General features: G+C 54.0%; 12 protein-coding genes. 6 read left to right on the top strand and 6 right to left on the bottom strand.

Annotation, left to right across the window (positions count from 1 at the left end; translation table 11 throughout):
- Positions 1 to 11: 11 nt before the first annotated feature.
- The 3 genes from rpoD to rpsU form a co-directional block, all read right to left on the bottom strand.
- Positions 12 to 1,850: an RNA polymerase sigma factor RpoD gene (gene rpoD, locus EAH77_RS12570; protein ID WP_140473161.1), complete on the bottom strand. Its 1,839-nt coding sequence runs from the start codon at positions 1,848 to 1,850 to the stop codon at positions 12 to 14.
- 190 nt (positions 1,851 to 2,040) lie between these two features.
- Positions 2,041 to 3,789, bottom strand: coding sequence for a DNA primase (gene dnaG / locus EAH77_RS12565; RefSeq protein ID WP_140473160.1), 1,749 nt, complete (start codon positions 3,787 to 3,789; stop codon positions 2,041 to 2,043).
- A gap of 137 nt (positions 3,790 to 3,926) precedes the next feature.
- The gene (gene rpsU, locus EAH77_RS12560) at positions 3,927 to 4,142 is read right to left on the bottom strand and encodes a 30S ribosomal protein S21 (RefSeq protein WP_001144069.1); all 216 of its coding nucleotides are present in this window, start codon (positions 4,140 to 4,142) and stop codon (positions 3,927 to 3,929) included.
- 311 nt (positions 4,143 to 4,453) lie between these two features.
- Between rpsU and tsaD the strand changes: the two genes are divergently transcribed.
- Entirely contained in the window at positions 4,454 to 5,467 is a 1,014-nt protein-coding gene (tsaD, locus tag EAH77_RS12555) for a tRNA (adenosine(37)-N6)-threonylcarbamoyltransferase complex transferase subunit TsaD (RefSeq protein ID WP_140473356.1), read from the top strand.
- 176 nt (positions 5,468 to 5,643) lie between these two features.
- Here tsaD and plsY read toward each other — a convergent pair whose 3' ends face one another.
- Complete coding sequence (gene plsY / locus EAH77_RS12550) at positions 5,644 to 6,297, bottom strand: glycerol-3-phosphate 1-O-acyltransferase PlsY (protein WP_140473159.1); 654 nt, start codon at positions 6,295 to 6,297, stop codon at positions 5,644 to 5,646.
- A gap of 107 nt (positions 6,298 to 6,404) precedes the next feature.
- Between plsY and folB the strand changes: the two genes are divergently transcribed.
- Positions 6,405 to 6,761 (top strand): bifunctional dihydroneopterin aldolase/7,8-dihydroneopterin epimerase, encoded by a 357-nt coding sequence (folB, locus tag EAH77_RS12545; protein WP_140473158.1) that lies wholly within the window; start codon positions 6,405 to 6,407, stop codon positions 6,759 to 6,761.
- Positions 6,762 to 6,969: 208 nt separating this feature from the next.
- Positions 6,970 to 7,797: an undecaprenyl-diphosphate phosphatase gene (gene bacA / locus EAH77_RS12540; RefSeq protein WP_140473157.1), complete on the top strand. Its 828-nt coding sequence runs from the start codon at positions 6,970 to 6,972 to the stop codon at positions 7,795 to 7,797.
- Between the two features lie 154 nt (positions 7,798 to 7,951).
- Here the strand turns inward: bacA and EAH77_RS12535 are convergent, their stop codons facing one another.
- Complete coding sequence (locus EAH77_RS12535) at positions 7,952 to 9,187, bottom strand: multifunctional CCA addition/repair protein (protein WP_140473156.1); 1,236 nt, start codon at positions 9,185 to 9,187, stop codon at positions 7,952 to 7,954.
- A 178-nt stretch (positions 9,188 to 9,365) separates the two neighbouring features.
- Positions 9,366 to 9,986, bottom strand: coding sequence for a TIGR04211 family SH3 domain-containing protein (locus tag EAH77_RS12530; protein WP_140473155.1), 621 nt, complete (start codon positions 9,984 to 9,986; stop codon positions 9,366 to 9,368).
- 237 nt (positions 9,987 to 10,223) lie between these two features.
- Between EAH77_RS12530 and EAH77_RS12525 the strand changes: the two genes are divergently transcribed.
- The 3 genes from EAH77_RS12525 (at position 10,224) to hldE (ending at position 15,997) form a co-directional block, all read left to right on the top strand.
- Complete coding sequence (locus tag EAH77_RS12525) at positions 10,224 to 11,534, top strand: inorganic triphosphatase (protein ID WP_140473154.1); 1,311 nt, start codon at positions 10,224 to 10,226, stop codon at positions 11,532 to 11,534.
- A 93-nt stretch (positions 11,535 to 11,627) separates the two neighbouring features.
- A complete protein-coding gene (gene glnE, locus EAH77_RS12520; RefSeq protein WP_140473153.1) occupies positions 11,628 to 14,465 on the top strand; it encodes a bifunctional [glutamate--ammonia ligase]-adenylyl-L-tyrosine phosphorylase/[glutamate--ammonia-ligase] adenylyltransferase in 2,838 nt (945 codons plus the stop codon).
- A gap of 104 nt (positions 14,466 to 14,569) precedes the next feature.
- Positions 14,570 to 15,997 (top strand): bifunctional D-glycero-beta-D-manno-heptose-7-phosphate kinase/D-glycero-beta-D-manno-heptose 1-phosphate adenylyltransferase HldE, encoded by a 1,428-nt coding sequence (gene hldE / locus EAH77_RS12515; protein WP_140473152.1) that lies wholly within the window; start codon positions 14,570 to 14,572, stop codon positions 15,995 to 15,997.
- Positions 15,998 to 16,051: the final 54 nt, after the last annotated feature.

The following is a 16,051-nucleotide window of genomic DNA, read 5'->3' as shown; positions in this document are numbered from 1 at the left end:
ATTAATTACGATTAGTCGTCGAGGAAGCTGCGCAGTACTTCAGAGCGGCTTGGGTGGCGCAGTTTGCGCAGTGCCTTCGCTTCGATCTGACGGATACGTTCGCGGGTAACGTCGAACTGTTTGCCCACTTCTTCCAGCGTGTGGTCGGTATTCATGTCGATACCGAAACGCATACGCAGTACTTTCGCTTCACGTGCCGTCAGACCGGCCAGAACGTCGTGCGTTGCAGAACGCAGGCTTTCTGACGTGGCAGAATCCAGCGGCAGCTCGAGGGTAGTATCCTCGATGAAATCACCCAGATGCGAATCTTCATCGTCGCCGATTGGCGTTTCCATGGAGATAGGCTCTTTAGCAATTTTCAGCACTTTGCGGATTTTGTCTTCCGGCATCAGCATGCGTTCAGCCAGCTCTTCCGGCGTTGGCTCGCGGCCCATCTCTTGCAGCATCTGGCGCGAAATACGGTTGAGTTTGTTGATGGTCTCAATCATATGCACCGGAATACGGATGGTACGCGCCTGGTCGGCGATGGAGCGGGTGATAGCCTGACGGATCCACCAGGTGGCATAAGTTGAGAACTTATAACCACGGCGGTATTCAAACTTATCAACGGCTTTCATCAGGCCGATGTTACCTTCCTGGATCAGGTCGAGGAACTGCAGGCCACGGTTGGTGTATTTCTTCGCGATAGAAATAACCAGACGTAAGTTTGCTTCAACCATCTCTTTCTTGGCGCGACGAGCCTTGGCTTCACCGATCGACATGCGACGGTTAATGTCTTTGACCTGCTCGATGGTCAGGCCGGTCTCTTCTTCGATCTGACGCAGTTTCATCAGGCCGCGTTGTACGTCTTCAGTGACTTCTTTCAGCTTCTCGGACCATGGTTTACCCATTGCCAGAGCCGCGTCGAACCAGGTTTGACTGGTCTCGTTACTGGAGAACAAAGTGACGAAGTTTTTCTTCGGCATTTTGCACTGTTCAACGCACAGCTTCATGATCAAACGTTCCTGAGTACGGACGCGATCCATCATGGAACGCATGCTGTTAACCAGGAAGTCGAACTGTTTTGGTACTAAACGGAACTGTTTAAATACGTCAGACAGTTTCAGAATTTCTTCTGCGGCGCTCTTATGGCTACGGCCGTTTTTCTTGATGACGGCACGGGTCGCTTCATGCTGTTCACGCAGATCGGTGAATTTCTGACGTGCCAGTTCCGGGTCGATGCTGTTGTCGTCTTCAGCGTCGTCGTCTTCATCTTCGTCGTCATCGTTATCGCTCTGCTCTTCTGTGGTCAGTTCAGAACCCACATGCGTTGCTGTTGGCGCGACCTCTTCTTCTGCATTCGGATCAACGAAACCGGTGATCAGATCAGACAGACGTGCTTCGCCCGCTTCAACGCGGTCATACTGCTCGAGCAGATAGGTAATAGCTTCCGGGTATTCGGCAACGGAACACTGGACCTGGTTGATACCATCTTCAATACGTTTGGCGATGTCGATTTCGCCTTCACGGGTCAGAAGTTCAACGGTACCCATTTCACGCATGTACATGCGAACCGGGTCAGTGGTACGTCCGATTTCAGATTCAACGCTGGACAGTACCTGCGCGGCAGCTTCGGCTGCATCTTCGTCGGTATCAGGGCGGTTTTCGGCCAGCATTAAGTCATCGGCGTCAGGCGCTTCTTCAAGAACCTGGATGCCCATGTCATTAATCATCTGGATGATGTCTTCGATCTGGTCGGAATCGACGATATCTTCCGGCAGATGGTCATTGACCTCAGCAAAGGTCAGATAGCCTTGCTCCTTACCACGGGTGACAAGTAGCTTAAGCTGTGACTGCGGGTTTTGCTCCATAAGACGGTATCCACACTTCAGAGTATTTGGGTTGGTGTTGGTCAGCGAAACCGCCAACAATAACGTTTACCCGTTAGGGTATAGGGGCGTTTACTTGTTGCCGCGGCCCACAAGAGCGGCATAGCGCGGGACGGTGTCCCACTTTTTATCGGCACTTAAGCCGTTTGTTCAGTTGCCCATGTGTTCAGGCTTAATTCTTTTTAGCTAAAACCTGATTCAGTGAACTGACCTCGGTACGTTCTTCCGGGCTGAGTCCATGCGTGCGGGCTTTAGCAATTAATATTTCGAGCCGTTGCTCTAAAATCGAGTCATACAGGCTGGCCAGCGTGGCGCGAAACTCTTCTTCGACCATATCCTCAACGATCATATGGTTCCATGTCGCCAGAGTTTCAAGCTGCTGGTAGAACTTATTGTCGCGGTACAATTCAAGCAACTGGCCCGTGGTTAGCCCCGGCTGGGCTAAGCAAGTGTTTACCAACTCAGTAAACAGATCCAGCCCTGGCTGCTTCGCTTGTTCCAATCCTTGCAGTGAGGGTATAAGTGTAGCCAGTTGTGGGTTTTGTACCAGTAACCCTATAAGTATACGCATGGTTGTGCGTTTTAGCTGGGGCGCCTGGTAGGTATTCCCGCTGTCGGCAAGCTTTGGCATCAGTTTTTCAAGCTGGTTGTCATCAAGAATGCCGAGCTTATTGCCTAACTGCTGCCGCAAGTACATCCGTAGCGTTTCTCCTGGTACCTGACGAATCAAAGGCAGGGCCAGCATGCTCAATTTAGTGCGCCCGTCGGGGCTGCTTAAATCAACCTGCGGCATCAGCGATTCAAACAGGAAGGTTGAGAGTGGCTGCGCCTGCTCCATCCGTTGTTCAAACGCGGCTCTACCTTCTTTGCGTACCAGCGTGTCAGGATCTTCGCCATCGGGTAAAAACATAAAGCGTAGCTGACGGCCATCGTTGAGATACGGCAGGGCCGTTTCCAGTGCGCGCCAGGCGGCTTCGCGCCCGGCTCTGTCGCCGTCATAGCAACACACCACGTTATCAGTGGCGCGGAACATCAACTGAATGTGGTCGGCAGTGGTCGACGTGCCCAGAGATGCAACGGCATAATCGATGCCAAATTGCGCCAGTGCGACGACGTCCATATACCCTTCGACAACCAATAATCGCAGAGGTGTCGGGTGTTTCAGTTGAGCTTCATACAGGCCATACAACTGGCGGCCTTTATGGAAAATCTCGGTTTCCGGCGAGTTCAGGTATTTCGGCGTACCCTCGCCTAAAACCCTGCCACCAAAGGCAATCACGCGGCCGCGTTTGTCGCGGATCGGGAACATCACCCGTTCGCGGAAACGATCATAGCTGCGTCCGTTGTCATTGGTGACCAACATACCGGCGTCAATTAATGAGGCTTTGTCATCGGCATTTTTGCCAAAACGCTTAAGCGCGTTGTCCCAGCCCGGCGGGGCGAAACCTATGGCAAAATGGGTAATAACGTCTTCACTTAAGCCACGCTGAGAAAGGTATTCTCTGGCAGGAGCACCGGCGGGTTGTTTAAGTGACTGTTGATAGAAGGCGGCAAGCGGCTCCATCAACTGGTAGAGGCTTTGACGCTGATGGCGCTCCATTTGGCTTGGACCTGTGCCTGCTTCGTACGGCACTTCCAGACCCTGCATTGTCGCGAGTTCCTCGATACTTTCAACAAACTCAAGTCTGTCGTAGTTCATCAGGAAGTCGACGGCATTGCCGTGCGCTCCACAGCCGAAACAATGATAAAATTGCTTATCGCTGTTTACGGTAAATGAGGGTGTTTTCTCATGGTGGAAAGGGCAACACGCGTGGTAATTCTTGCCTTGTTTCTTCAGCTTTACGCGAGCATCGATAAGATCCACGATGTCGACACGAGCCAGCAAGTCATTGATAAATACGCGCGGAATTCTCCCAGCCATAAGCCCCTTACTCACTAGCCTATAAACGAGAACAAGCCGCGCATTCCTTTCGGAAAGCACGGCATGCGTATGCAACTACTCATCGATTTGTGTGTTTCTGCGAAAGCAAAAACACACGGTGGGGTTACCCCCGAAGATTAATACAGACGAGTGCGGCGTGCGTTTTCGCGAGCCAGTTTCTTGGCGTGGCGTTTTACTGCAGATGCTTTGGCGCGTTTACGTTCGGTAGTCGGTTTTTCATAGAACTCACGACGACGAACTTCTGCCAGAACACCCGCTTTTTCGCAGGAACGCTTGAAGCGACGCAGAGCTACGTCGAACGGCTCGTTTTCACGTACTTTAATTACAGGCATGTGCCTCTCACCTCGATAAAATCGGTTTGTTTGCTGGTTTGTACCAGCACATTTCAAAATGGTGCGGAATTTTACTCCAACTTGCGCTTCGTTGTAAAGCATAACGGCAAATTGAAGCTGCGCCTTCCAACCCATTTATTCCAAAAGTGCGCTCGCTTTTGCGTCGGCCGGCGATTATATACCAATCAACTTAAATTGCTCGACATTAATTGGCGAAGGTGCAGGATTTACTTAGCAGAAGCAGCGCCGTGCGGGCGTTGTATGGTAAACTGCGCGCCGCAAGTTAGCGTGAAAACAAGATGGGAAAGGTGATGCGAGTACTGGGTATAGAAACGTCCTGCGATGAAACCGGAATTGCGATCTACGACAGCGAAGCCGGTTTGTTAGCCAACCAACTGTATAGTCAGGTAAAACTGCATGCTGATTACGGCGGTGTCGTGCCTGAGCTGGCATCGCGCGACCATGTGCGCAAAACCATTCCGTTGATCCAGGCGGCGCTGAAGGAAGCCGGGTTAACCGCGCAGGATATCGACGGCGTGGCCTATACCGCAGGCCCTGGTTTAGTGGGAGCGCTGCTGGTGGGGGCTACCATCGGACGCTCGTTAGCCTTCGCTTGGGGCGTTCCTGCGGTGCCAGTTCATCATATGGAAGGCCATCTGCTGGCACCCATGCTGGAAGACAATCCGCCTGATTTTCCTTTCGTTGCGCTGCTGGTCTCCGGTGGCCACACGCAGTTAATCAGTGTGACCGGCATCGGTCAGTATGAACTGCTGGGGGAATCCGTTGATGACGCCGCAGGCGAAGCCTTCGACAAGACCGCAAAATTGCTGGGCCTGGACTACCCCGGTGGCCCGATGCTGTCAAAAATGGCGCAGCAGGGCACGCCAGGGCGCTTTACGTTCCCGCGTCCGATGACTGACCGCCCCGGCCTTGATTTCAGCTTCTCCGGCCTGAAAACGTTCGCCGCCAATACCGTTCGCGCCAATGACAGCGACCCGCAAACCCATGCTGATATTGCCCGCGCTTTTGAAGATGCCGTGGTGGATACGCTGGCGATTAAATGCAAACGCGCACTCGATCACACCGGCTTCAAGCGTCTGGTGATGGCCGGCGGTGTCAGTGCGAACCGCACGCTGCGGGCTAAATTGGCGCAGATGATGCAAAAACGCGGTGGTGCTGTCTTTTATGCGCGGCCTGAATTTTGTACCGATAACGGCGCAATGATTGCTTATGCGGGGATGGTACGGTTGGGCAGCAGTCAGAATACAGATTTGAGTATCTCAGTACGGCCTCGCTGGCCGTTGGCCGAGCTTCCGCCGGTCTGAGACGGGGCTGCGACTGCGTTGCTGCGGCGGCTCAAAATGCTCACATACTGATGTATGCTGCGCTTCTTCACCTTATTGCGCCTTGCCTCGCTCCCGTTCAGACCGGCTTAGACGGAGTGAGTTGAGCCAAAAAAAACGACCCGATGAGGTCGTTTTTTTATTTCTCTTTTCTGGCGCTATTTTTCGCTTTCGGCTTTTTTGGCGGCTTCCAGCGCGGCCTTTTTGGCGGCGCGCTTCTCTTTCCACTTATCCCAGATCTTGGTTTCCTGTCGGCGCCATAAGCGCTGAATATTGTCATGATGACGCAACAGAATCAGGCAGGAGAGCATCGCGACGGGGAAGGTGAACTGTGGTTTGAACCACCAGACATAGAATGGCGCAATCAGCGCACTGACGATGGCGCCCAGCGATGAATAGCCGCTCAGAAGAACGGTCAGCAGCCACGTGCCGGTCATCAGACCGGTCAGGTCCCAGCCGATAGGCGCGATGGCACCAAACGCTGTGGCGACCCCTTTCCCGCCTTTAAAGCGGAAGAACACCGGATAGATGTGTCCGACGCAGGCCGCGATAGCAGTCAGGCCAAGATACATCGGTGGAATATTCAGGCGATACGCCAGCCAGACAGGCAACATGCCTTTCAGGACATCGAAAATCAGTACCGTTGCGGCCGCAGCACGACCGCCAATCCGTAAAACATTGGTTGCACCGGGATTGCCGGAACCTTGCCTTCGGGGATCGGGTAACCCTGCTACCCGGCAGACCAGAATTGCACTGGAAATCGAGCCGCAAAGGTAGGCGAAAATAATCATGCCAAGCGCGGTAGCACTCATAACGCAGTTCCGTCTAATAAGGATCGTGTTAATCGTAACATCTATGGATAATACGCATTTTCCGCCGGAAGTGGTATCCGGCTGACCCAAAAACAGAGAAACGCGTGATGGATATCGTATTTATTGAGCAACTGAATGTAATCACTACCATTGGCGCTTATGAGTGGGAACAAACCATCAAGCAGAGACTGGTATTCGATATCGAAATGGCCTGGGATAACCGCCAGGCTGCCGCCAGTGACGATGTGAATGACTGTTTGAGTTACGCCGATGTCAGCGAAGCGGTGATCAAGCATGTGTCATCGCAGAATTTCGCGCTGGTTGAACGCGTGGCTGAAGAAGTGGCTGCCCTGCTGTTGGCGCGTTTTAACTCGCCATGGGTGCGCATCAAATTGAGTAAGCCCGGCGCAGTGGCACAAGCTGCCAACGTCGGTGTGATGATTGAGCGTGGCGTGCGCAGTTAATGCGCCTTCTGAAAAATACAACGTAAAGTGTAAATTTCAGAAACTGATGACGCGAATGTTTGTCATAAGAATGCGTTATAAAGACAGAGTTTGCATTGGATGACGTTGTCTGGGCGGCACCTTGATGATGCCGCTTTTTATTGTCTGGCTTTTGTCCTGTTTTGTCATAAAACAGACTGTTTATATTTCTTAAGGGTTGGGACATTTAATGGTAATTGAAAGCCATTCTTTACTGGTTGCTGTCATTTTAGGTGTGGTCGAAGGGCTGACCGAGTTTCTACCGGTATCTTCCACGGGTCACATGATCATTGTGGGTAATTTGCTGGGTTTTACCGGTGATACCGCCAAATCCTTTGAAGTGATTATTCAGCTGGGTTCGATCATGGCCGTGGTGGTGATGTTCTGGCGCAGGTTGTTTGGCATGATCGGGCTGCATTTTGGTAAGCCACCGGCGCACGAAGGGACCGGCACCCGCCGGCTGAACCTTATCCATATTCTGCTCGGAATGTTGCCTGCAACCGTGCTGGGATTGCTGTTTCATTCGCAAATTAAGATGCTGTTTGAGCCGAAAAATGTCATGTACGCACTGGTTGTCGGGGGGATATGGCTGATTGCCGCCGAATGGCTGAAACCGAAAAAGCCCCGCGCTGAAGGTCTGGATGACATGACCTATTTTCAGGCCCTGATGATTGGCGTGTGTCAGTGTCTGGCGCTGTGGCCGGGGTTTTCCCGCTCGGGTGCGACTATCGGTGGGGGAATGCTACTGGGTGTCAGTCGTTTTGCCGCCTCAGAGTTCTCTTTCCTGCTGGCGGTGCCGATGATGCTAGGGGCGACTGTACTTGACCTCTATAAAAGCTACAGCTTCCTCTCTCTGGCCGATTTACCGATGTTCGCCACCGGTTTTGTGACGGCGTTTATCGTGGCACTCTTTGCTATCAAAGCGTTTCTGAGCGTGATTAAGCGCATCTCGTTTGTGCCATTTGCCATCTATCGTTTTGTCGTCGCAATAGCAGTGTACGTCGTATTTATTGCGTAATCCCCGTCATCCTTCGAGCTGCCTCTGCGTTGGCTGCCTTCATTCACCCCGGTCACTTACTTCCGTAAGCTCCCGGGGATTTATTCAGTTGCCGCCTTGATGCGGCTCGAATGATTTAGGGGAGCGCACTGAGATCAGTACATAACGTACTGTCTTACTGTTCAATATCCTGCGTTTTCTTCCATTCGCTAATTGCCTGGATACGGCGTTTTTTCAGTTCATCGCGGATAGCCGTTCCCTGCAAGCCAGACTCCACCACTTCTTTGATCGAGATAGTCTGCGCCACGGCGTAGGCTTCACGCAGATAATCGCCTTGCGGATACGGGTTGTGCTCAAAACCGGTGCGGCCACGGGCGTCTGCTTCGCTGGTCAAAATCATCTGCTCAAGACGCTGCGGCTTACGCCAGACGTCGATGGTGTCGAACAGTTTCAGAATCGTTTCCGGGCGAAGTTTATTGACTGTATGGATCAGATCATGGAATTCAGCAACCAGCTTGGCCAGTTCGCGAATGTGGGTTGGGACTTTTAGCCGCTGACACATATTCTCCACCAGTTTCACGCCCGCCGGGCCGTGGCCGTGATGATGGGGCCAGTATTCAGGTTTGGTCAGCCCTTTGCCAAGGTCATGACACAGCGCAGAGAAGCGGATATCCACGTCAGGCGTCAGTTCCGCAGCGACTTTCAGCGTCATTAACGTATGAATTCCTGTGTCGATTTCCGGGTGCCATTTCTCCGGCGCGGGGACGCCAAACAGCGCATCAAGTTCCGGGAACAGCACGTTTAGCGCACCGCAGTCACGCAGCACCTGAAAGAAAACCTGCGGGTCCTGCGTCTGCAACGCTTTCTCGGTTTCTTTCCAGACACGTTCTGGCGTCAACGCTGACAACTCACCACTTTCGGCCATCTGCTGCATTAACTTTTGCGTTTCCGGGGCGACGTGAAAACCGAGATGGGCAAAGCGTGCGGCGAAGCGGGCGACGCGCAAAACGCGCAGCGGATCTTCGCCAAAGGCGTCAGAGACATGGCGCAGTACTCGTTGCTCGATATCCCGCTGGCCGTGGTAAGGGTCAAACAGTTCCCCTTCGGCACTTTTGGCAATGGCGTTGAGGGTCAGGTCGCGGCGCATCAGATCCTGTTCGAGGGTGACGTCCGGCGCGGCATAGCAGGTAAAACCGTTGTAACCGGCGCCGGATTTACGCTCGGTTCGTGCCAGCGCGTATTCATCGCGGCTGACCGGATGCAGAAACACCGGGAAATCTTTGCCGACCTGCTGATAGCCCTGCGCCAGCATGTATTCAGGGGTTGCACCCACGACGACCCAGTCATGTTCGGTCACCGGCAGATTTAATAAACTGTCTCGGACTGCGCCGCCGACCAGGTAGATCTTCATGGTATGGCTCCCGGATAAGAAGAAAATCAAAGCAATATTGCCTGAAAGCGGCACGAAAAGGCCGTCAATCCGTTCATCATAGCAAAATGCGGGGGCGCAATCTGCGGCTAACAGCAACGCAAAAAGGCACCGGAGTGCCTTTTAAAATGCGTAGTGCCTGAAGCGATAGCGGTAGGGCTTAGCTCATCCAGCGGTCATTTTTCTTACGACGCGGGACCAGGTGCGGCAGGATAAGACCGAGCAGCAGACCGACACCCGCGACGCCACCACCGTACATAAACCATTGTAAAATAATGGTACGTTGCTTGTCGTCCAGTTGTACGTTGACCGCGCTGACTTTCTTCTGCGCGACAATCAGCTGGTTTTTCAAATCCTGATTTTCTTTCTTCAGACCATTGATAATACCGTCGCTTGAGGCCACTTTTTGCTGCATTTCAGCAGTACGTTGGTTCCAGCTTGAGTCGATATTGGTCAATTTGTCTGTCAGCGTTTTCACCTGCTGTTCCAGATCGGGAACACGGGTACGGATGCTGGGAACGTTGCTCAACTGGTCGAGGGGGATCCAGGCAGTTTTGCCTTTTGAATCAACAATCTCACCATATTTAGTGCTGTCATTGACGCTGCGCAGGGTGACCTGTTCACCGGCATTCAACGTCCCTACGATACGATATTGATTACCCGGACCGCTGTGGATATAGGTGATCAGATCGTCGGAAATGTAGCGCTTTTCATCAGCGTGAGCGCCCCAAGTGATGCTTAAACTAAGCAAAGCGAGACCAATTAGGCGTAATTTCTGCATTTTTTCATCGTTTCTGAGTGAATTTATGGAACGCGATGTGTGAACCGACGTCATGAGCGGTTGATACTAAGGGCAACAGTTTGACGACGCAATGCATAAACAGGAATGGGAACTATCTTACTATCCCTTGATATGCGGCTTGCATCCAGACCCTGTGATAGAATTCCTTTCTATCACTAACGCCTTTTGTCGGCTTTATACAGCCTTTTGACATCCAGAACCCGGTGTGAAATCACTATGACCGTAGAAATAGAATTAAAATTTATCGCCACTGCCGCTGCTATCGCCGAATTGCCCGAGCAACTGGCGCAATTTGACAGCCAACATGCGGCACCGCAAAAACTGACCAACATCTATTACGAAACTGCCGACAACTGGATGCGCAACCATGATATGGGTCTGCGTATTCGCGGTTTCGACGATCAATATGAAATGACCATCAAAACCGCCGGCAGCGTGGTGGGTGGCCTGCACCAGCGCCCTGAGTACAATGTTGAGCTGAAAAAACCAACGTTGAAACTGAGCGCTTTTCCAAAAGATATCTGGCCGGAAGGTTGCAAAGTCGCCGCATTGCAAAAAGCCTTACTGCCGCTGTTTAGCACCACCTTCACGCGTGAGAAGTGGGTGATCACTTACCAGCAAAGTGAGATAGAACTGGGCCTTGATCAGGGTGAAGTGGTGGCCGGTGAGCTTTCTGAGCCGCTGTCTGAAATTGAGCTGGAGCTGAAAAAAGGCAACACCGCTGATTTACTGGCGCTGGCGGCACTGATTGGGCAAAACGGCGGGTTACGTCAGGGTGGCCTGAGTAAAGCCGCACGCGGTTACCATCTGGCTAAAGGCAATCCGGCCCGTGAGCCGCGTCCTTTGCCGGTATTTAAGGCTGCGCCGAAGGCGACTGTTGAGCAGGCTATGGCGGATACGCTGGCGCTGGCGATGGATCACTGGCAGTACCATGAAGAACTGTGGGTACGCGGCGATAAAACCGTGCGTTTGACCGTACTGCAGGCCGTTGAAACCGTACGCCAGATTCTGGTCATCTTCGGCGGGCTTATTCCGCGTAAAGCCTCTACTGAACTGCGTGCGTTGCTGACCGATTTAGTGCCGCTGCTGGAGAAAAAGGGCGCAGATGCTGAAGCCGTTTGCTACAGCGCGGCCTATCTGCAATGTAAGTTGGCGCTCACATCTTGGTTAGCGACACAGGCGTGGAAACCCTTCATTGATGAGAAGGCCCAGAAGAAACTCGACGGTTCCTTCAAGCGTTTTGCTGACATCATGCTGGGCCGTACCGCCGCTGAACTCAAAGACGTATTCGGCCAGCCACTGGATGAAGACGCTTTCCGCGACCAGTTGGCCCGTTTGAAACGCCACATTATCTCCTTCCACATGTTAGCAGGCGCTTACCCAGAAGAGGATAGCTCGCCGTACATCAATGGTTGGCTGGAGCTGCAACAGGCTATCGTTCAGCAGCAACATGCCTGGGAAGATTCGGCCCGTCAGCACGCCGTCATGATGGATGCTTTCTGGCTCAACGGTAAAATTGCCAGATAAGTTGTCTGTCCCGCTTTTGGTTTATGGTTGAAGTTTAATTGAACAAGTAGCCTGAGTCTGACTCAGGCTTTTTTGCGAAAGGAACCCGATCTCATGTTGCCACACACTCCCACACTGCAAAGTCAGGCCGACAGCTTTATTTTACGCTGTCAGGAACATCCGCAAGCGTTGCCGGACATTGATGAAAAGGCGCTGGCCGTGGTTGCCACCAGTGATTTTATCAGTGAAAACTTACTGGCTTTCCCCGCGTGGTGGCATGAGATTGTGCAATATCCGCCGCAGGCCACGGAGTGGCAGCACTACGGCGACTGGCTGAGCGAGGCGCTGGCGGCAGTCAGCGATGAGGCCGGACTGATGAAGGCGTTGCGCCTGTTTCGCAAGCGTATTCTGACGCGCATTGCCTGGTCGCAGGCGTTAATGACCAGTGAGTGCGAAGAGACATTGCGTCAACTGAGCGAACTGGCTGAAACGCTGATCGTCAGCGCCCGTGAATGGTTATACGACGCCTGCTGCCGGGAGTTCGGTACGCCTGTCAACGCCGAGGGTGTGCCGCAAAAACTGCTGATCCTGGGCATGGGCAAATTGGGGGGCGGTGAGCTCAATTTCTCGTCCGATATCGATCTGATTTTCGCTTATCCTGAAAACGGCCAGACGCAGGGCGGACGCCGCCAGCTGGATAACGCGCAGTTCTTTACCCGTCTCGGCCAGCGGCTGATCAAAGCACTGGATCAGCCGACTATCGACGGCTTTGTCTATCGCGTGGACATGCGCCTGCGGCCATTCGGCGACAGCGGCCCGCTGGTGATGAGCTTCCCGGCGCTGGAGGATTATTACCAGGAGCAGGGGCGTGACTGGGAGCGTTACGCCATGGTCAAGGCGCGGCTGATGGGTGGCGCGGAGGACAGCAGCAGCCAGGAATTGCGCAAAATGCTGATGCCTTTTGTCTTCCGTCGCTATATCGACTTCAGCGTCATTCAGTCGCTGCGTAACATGAAAGGCATGATTGCCCGCGAAGTTCGCCGTCGTGGCCTGAAAGACAATATTAAGCTGGGTGCGGGCGGCATTCGTGAAATCGAATTTATCGCTCAGGTCTTTCAACTGATCCGCGGTGGCCGTGAGCCGTCGTTGCAGCAGCGCTCATTGCTGCCGACCTTACAGGCGGTGGACGAGCTGGGATTACTGCCGACAGTGCAGGTGCAGCAACTGCGCGCCAGCTACCTGTTCCTGCGCCGTCTGGAAAATCTGTTGCAGGCCATTGCCGACGAACAGACCCAGACGCTGCCCGCCGATGAACTTAATCAGGCGCGGCTGGCCTGGGGAATGCAGTTTGCCAACTGGCCCTCGCTGCTCGACGGTTTGCATAGCCATATGCAGGCAGTCCGCGCCGTATTTGACGATCTGATTGGTGATGACACGCCGGACGCGGGAGAAGATGCGCAGCATGCACAATTTAGCAGCTTGTGGATTGACGCGCTGGAAGTGACTGACATCGCGGATTTGGTGCCGCAAATGGCACCTGTTGCGCAGAGTGGTTTATTGCGTCAGATTGCTGAATTCCGCCGCGACGTGGACAAACGCACCATTGGGCCACGCGGCCGCGAACAGCTCGACTTACTGATGCCAAGCTTGCTAGCGCAAGTGTGCGCTTACAAAAATGCCGATATTACCCTGCAGCGCCTGACCTTATTGCTGCTCAATATTGTGACCCGTACTACTTATATCGAACTGCTGGTGGAGTATCCGGGCGCACTGAAACAGCTGGTCCGGCTGTGCGCCGCCTCGCCGATGGTGGCAAACCAGCTGGCGCGCCACCCGCTGTTGCTTGACGAACTGCTCGACTCCCGCACTCTTTATCAGCCGACCGTGCCTGACGCCTACCGCGATGAACTTCGTCAGTTTTTACTGCGGGTTCCTGCCGATGACGAAGAGCAGCAACTGGAGGCACTGCGCCAGTTTAAGCAGGCACAGCATCTGCGCATTGCCGCCGGTGACATTTCAGGCGCACTGCCGGTGATGAAGGTCAGCGACCATCTGACTTATCTGGCCGAAGCGATCCTCGAAGCGGTGATCCAGCAGGCGTGGGACCAGATGATCACCCGTTATGGTCAGCCCACTCATCTGCAACATCGCGAAGGGCGCGGTTTTGCGGTGGTCGGTTACGGCAAACTGGGCGGATGGGAGCTGGGCTACAGCTCAGATCTGGATCTGGTCTTCCTGCTCGACTGCGCGCCAGAAGTGATGACTGACGGCGAACGCAGCATCGACGGCCGCCAGTTCTATCTGCGCCTCGCCCAGCGGATCATGCACCTGTTCAGCACCCGCACCTCGTCCGGTATTTTGTACGAAGTGGACGCCCGTCTGCGTCCTTCCGGGGCGGCGGGGATGCTGGTCAGCACCATCGAGGCCTTTGCCGATTATCAGCAAAACGAAGCCTGGACCTGGGAGCATCAGGCGCTGGTGCGTGCCCGCGTGGTCTACGGCGACCCGCAACTGACCCGACAGTTCAACGCCACAAGGCGTGAGATTTTATGCCGCCAGCGTGACGCCGATGCGCTGCGCAAAGAAGTGCGCGAAATGCGCGAAAAAATGTATGCCCATCTGGGCAGTAAAAAGCGTGATTCCTTTGATCTGAAAGCCGATCCAGGCGGCATCACCGACATTGAATTCATTGCACAATATCTGGTTCTGCGCTTTGCCCACGATGAGCCCGGCCTGACGCGCTGGTCGGACAATGTGCGTATTTTCGAACTGATGGCGCAGTACGACATCATGCCGGAAGAGGAAGCGCTGCGGCTGAAACATGCGTATGTCACGCTTCGCGATGAAATACACCATCTGGCGTTACAAGAACACAGCGGCAAAGTGGCTGCCGACGCTTTTATTACGGAACGCAACCAAATCACCGCCAGCTGGAATGCCTGGCTCGGCTGATAGGATAAATCTCCGTTGTGACGGTTTTTTCGGGGAGGATAATGGCTTGTGATATTATCCCCGCACTATTTTTATGTCAGGTTTTACCTGTTTTGGAGTATGGGATGAAAGTGACTCTGCCTGATTTTCACCGTGCCGGTGTGCTGGTAGTGGGTGACGTAATGTTAGACCGCTACTGGTATGGCCCGACTAACCGTATTTCGCCGGAAGCGCCGGTGCCGGTGGTGAAAGTCAACACCATTGAGGAGCGCCCCGGTGGCGCGGCCAACGTGGCGATGAACATCGCGTCCCTCGGTGCCGGATCGCGCCTGATCGGCCTGACCGGTGTTGATGATGCGGCCCGTGCGCTGGCTCAGCGTCTGGATGAAGTAAAGGTTCAGTGTGATTTCGTGGCGATACCCACTCACCCGACCATCACCAAACTGCGCGTGCTGTCACGCAACCAGCAGTTGATCCGCCTCGACTTCGAAGAAGGTTTTGAAGGTGTTGATCTCCAGCCCATGCTGCAAAAAATTGAACAGGCCCTGCCGCAAAGCGGCGCGCTGGTGCTGTCTGACTACGCCAAAGGCGCGCTGACGGACGTTCAGCCGATGATTCAGCTGGCGAAAAAAGCCGGTGTCCCGGTGCTTATCGATCCAAAAGGTTCTGATTTTGAACGCTATCGCGGTGCCACGCTGCTGACGCCTAATCTGTCAGAATTTGAAGCGGTGGTCGGACATTGTAAAAACGAAGGCGAACTGGTCGAACGCGGCATGAAGCTGGTGGCGGATTTCGAACTCTCCGCGCTGCTGGTGACCCGTTCCGAACACGGTATGACGTTGCTGCAACCGGGCAAAGAGCCGCTGCATCTGCCTACGCAGGCGCAGGAAGTGTATGACGTCACCGGTGCCGGTGACACGGTGATCGGCGTATTGGCGGCCGCTCTGGCGGCGGGGAACTCCCTCGAAGAGTCCTGCTTCCTCGCTAATGCCGCTGCCGGTGTCGTTGTGGGTAAACTCGGCACCTCGACGGTTTCTCCGGTTGAACTGGAAAATGCGATCGGCGGGCGTTCTGACGTCGGGTTTGGCATTATGACCGAGACCGAACTCAAAGCGGCGGTGGCGATGGCCCGTCAGCGCGGCGAAAAAGTGGTGATGACCAACGGTATTTTCGACATTCTGCATGCCGGGCATGTCTCCTATCTGGCGAACGCACGTAAACTGGGTGACCGGTTGATCGTCGCGGTCAACAGCGATGCGTCCACCAAACGTCTGAAGGGCGAAACTCGCCCGGTCAATCAGTTGCAAAACCGCATGATTGTGCTGGGTGCATTGGGCGCAGTGGATTGGGTCGTCGCATTTGAAGAAGATACGCCGCAACGACTGATCGCCGGGATCCTTCCTGATCTGCTGGTCAAAGGCGGCGATTACAAACCTGAGCAAATCGCCGGTAGCGAGGAAGTCTGGGCAAACGGCGGCGAAGTGCGGGTGCTCAACTTCGAAGATGGCTTATCCACCACCAAGCTTATCAACCAGATCAAAGCGCAGGATTAATCACTGCGGCGGTGACTGACACTGAAACAGCGAAGGCCTGGCATTGTGCCGGGC

The sequence above is a fragment of the Ewingella americana genome (assembly GCF_006438725.1).
GTDB lineage: Bacteria > Pseudomonadota > Gammaproteobacteria > Enterobacterales > Enterobacteriaceae > Ewingella > Ewingella americana_A.
The sequence above is the reverse complement of the archived record's forward strand: the minus strand, read 5'-3'. Positions and strand labels throughout refer to the sequence as shown.

Excerpts from the sequence above, each read along its gene's own strand:
- EAH77_RS12530 (WP_140473155.1), bottom strand. The coding sequence starts at position 9,986 with ATGCAGAAATTACGCCTAATTGGTCTCGCTTTGCTTAGTTTAAGCATC.
- tsaD (WP_140473356.1), top strand. The coding sequence starts at position 4,454 with ATGCGAGTACTGGGTATAGAAACGTCCTGCGATGAAACCGGAATTGCG.
- EAH77_RS12525 (WP_140473154.1), top strand. The coding sequence starts at position 10,224 with ATGACCGTAGAAATAGAATTAAAATTTATCGCCACTGCCGCTGCTATC.
- hldE (WP_140473152.1), top strand. The coding sequence starts at position 14,570 with ATGAAAGTGACTCTGCCTGATTTTCACCGTGCCGGTGTGCTGGTAGTG.
- rpsU (WP_001144069.1), bottom strand. The coding sequence starts at position 4,142 with ATGCCTGTAATTAAAGTACGTGAAAACGAGCCGTTCGACGTAGCTCTG.
- bacA (WP_140473157.1), top strand. The coding sequence starts at position 6,970 with ATGGTAATTGAAAGCCATTCTTTACTGGTTGCTGTCATTTTAGGTGTG.
- glnE (WP_140473153.1), top strand. The coding sequence starts at position 11,628 with ATGTTGCCACACACTCCCACACTGCAAAGTCAGGCCGACAGCTTTATT.
- rpoD (WP_140473161.1), bottom strand. The coding sequence starts at position 1,850 with ATGGAGCAAAACCCGCAGTCACAGCTTAAGCTACTTGTCACCCGTGGT.
- plsY (WP_140473159.1), bottom strand. The coding sequence starts at position 6,297 with ATGAGTGCTACCGCGCTTGGCATGATTATTTTCGCCTACCTTTGCGGC.
- folB (WP_140473158.1), top strand. The coding sequence starts at position 6,405 with ATGGATATCGTATTTATTGAGCAACTGAATGTAATCACTACCATTGGC.
- EAH77_RS12535 (WP_140473156.1), bottom strand. The coding sequence starts at position 9,187 with ATGAAGATCTACCTGGTCGGCGGCGCAGTCCGAGACAGTTTATTAAAT.
- dnaG (WP_140473160.1), bottom strand. The coding sequence starts at position 3,789 with ATGGCTGGGAGAATTCCGCGCGTATTTATCAATGACTTGCTGGCTCGT.